The organism is Microcystis sp. LE19-195.1E, from assembly GCF_027532095.1.
GTDB classification, from domain to species: Bacteria; Cyanobacteriota; Cyanobacteriia; order Cyanobacteriales; family Microcystaceae; genus Microcystis; species Microcystis aeruginosa.
The window spans coordinates 1-1,582 of the sequence record NZ_JAPZSZ010000270.1; the positions used below are offsets into that span (position 1 = coordinate 1).

2 protein-coding genes are annotated in these 1,582 nt (G+C 45.1%); both read right to left on the minus strand.

All coding sequences use genetic code 11. The annotated features are described in order from the left end of the window. A partial coding sequence (gene lpxC, locus O9300_RS15185; protein WP_287972507.1) for a UDP-3-O-acyl-N-acetylglucosamine deacetylase occupies window positions 1–779 on the minus strand: 779 nt, incomplete at its 3' end. Between the two features lie 131 nt (window positions 780–910). Beyond that, a partial coding sequence (locus O9300_RS15190; RefSeq protein WP_287972508.1) for a BamA/TamA family outer membrane protein occupies window positions 911–1,582 on the minus strand: 672 nt, incomplete at its 5' end.

The following is a 1,582-nucleotide window of genomic DNA, read 5'->3' on the forward strand; positions in this document are numbered from 1 at the left end:
AGTTTATGACTGGCTTTAAACGCCATGTAATGAGCAGTCGGAATAGTTCCCAGTAAACTCAAATCACCAATTAAGTCCAATAATTTATGTCTTACTGGCTCATTTTCAAACCGTAAAGGAGGATTTAACCATTGATTTTGATCGCAGACTAAAGCATTTTCTAAACTGCCTCCTTTAATTAAACCAGCCTTTTGTAAATATTCAATTTGATCGGCAAAACCGAAAGTCCGGGCGGATGCGATCGCTCGACTAAAACTTTCCCGATCAGGACTCCAACTATACCATTGATTACCGATCGGTTTATAGGTAAAATCGATCCCGTAGGTAAAACGTAATTCAGGGGAAGGAATCGCCGCCACAAAAGCATCTCCTTCGTACAACCAAATCGGTTGAGAAATAGTTAAATCTGATGGAGAAAAAGAGTTATCTAAACCAGCATTTTTGATCGCTTCTACCCAGATTTTGGCCGAACCATCGAGGAGGGGAATTTCCGCACCATCCACCTCAATGCGAGCATCCTCTACCCCCAAAGCGGTTAAGGCCGCTAATAAATGCTCAACGGTTCTAACCTTGGCTTCTCCTTGTCCCAATTCCGTTGATAAAGTCGTTTGGTAAACCGAAGAAACTAGAGCGGGAATAATCGGTTGATTGGCTAAATCTCTGCGGACAAAATAACGTCCCTCCCCAGGATTTGCCCCACAGACGCACACCCGTGTTATCTCCCCCGAATGCAGGCCAATTCCCGATAATTCAAATTGTTTAGCGATAGTAGAAACCATAATTATTAAGCAATAAAGTGAAAAGCTTATTAGTGGTTTTGGGGGTTGGGTTTTAGGGTTTTAGGGTGTTGGGGTTTTAGTTGAATTTCCCTATTTCCCCATTTCCCTAATCCCCCATCCCCAATAACTGATTAGAATCGTTCCCCGATACCGAAATGGAGACGAGAACCACCATCGACATTAAAACCGTAGTCAACCCGAATTTGGCCGACGGGAGATTGTACCCGAACACCTAAACCGTAACCGAGACCGGTACCGGGTAAACCCCGGACAATCCCGGGTTGACCGGGGACATCCCCTTGGGAACCAATAGTAGTGCCGAAATCGACAAATAACGCCCCCCCAATAATTGCTACTATGGGAAAACGATATTCGGCCGTCGCTTGGAAATAACTGCGACCGCTACCCACTTCTCCCTCGGCGTAACCCCGTACAGAGTTACTACCCCCAACGATAAAAGCATCGTAGGGGGGTAAATCGCCTAATACTGTCCCTGCTTGCACATTAAAAGCGAGGGATTGCTGACCTTTAAAAATATCGGTTTCAAAGAGATTAAAGGAATTAATAAACCGAACGGGGATAAAGTAACTGTAACTACCCCGAACACGAGTGCCGAAAATACTGCCAGAACCGACTGGAATAGTTTGTTCTAAACCTAGACGCAGGAAAGAACCACTGGTGGGCTGCAGGGGATTATCGCGAAAATCTCGAATAGCGCCAATATTTAGAGAAAGTAGATCATCGATCCCAGAGGAACTAAAAGCCAGTTGTTGACTGCCAAAACCGTTGAGAGGTGCAGACAG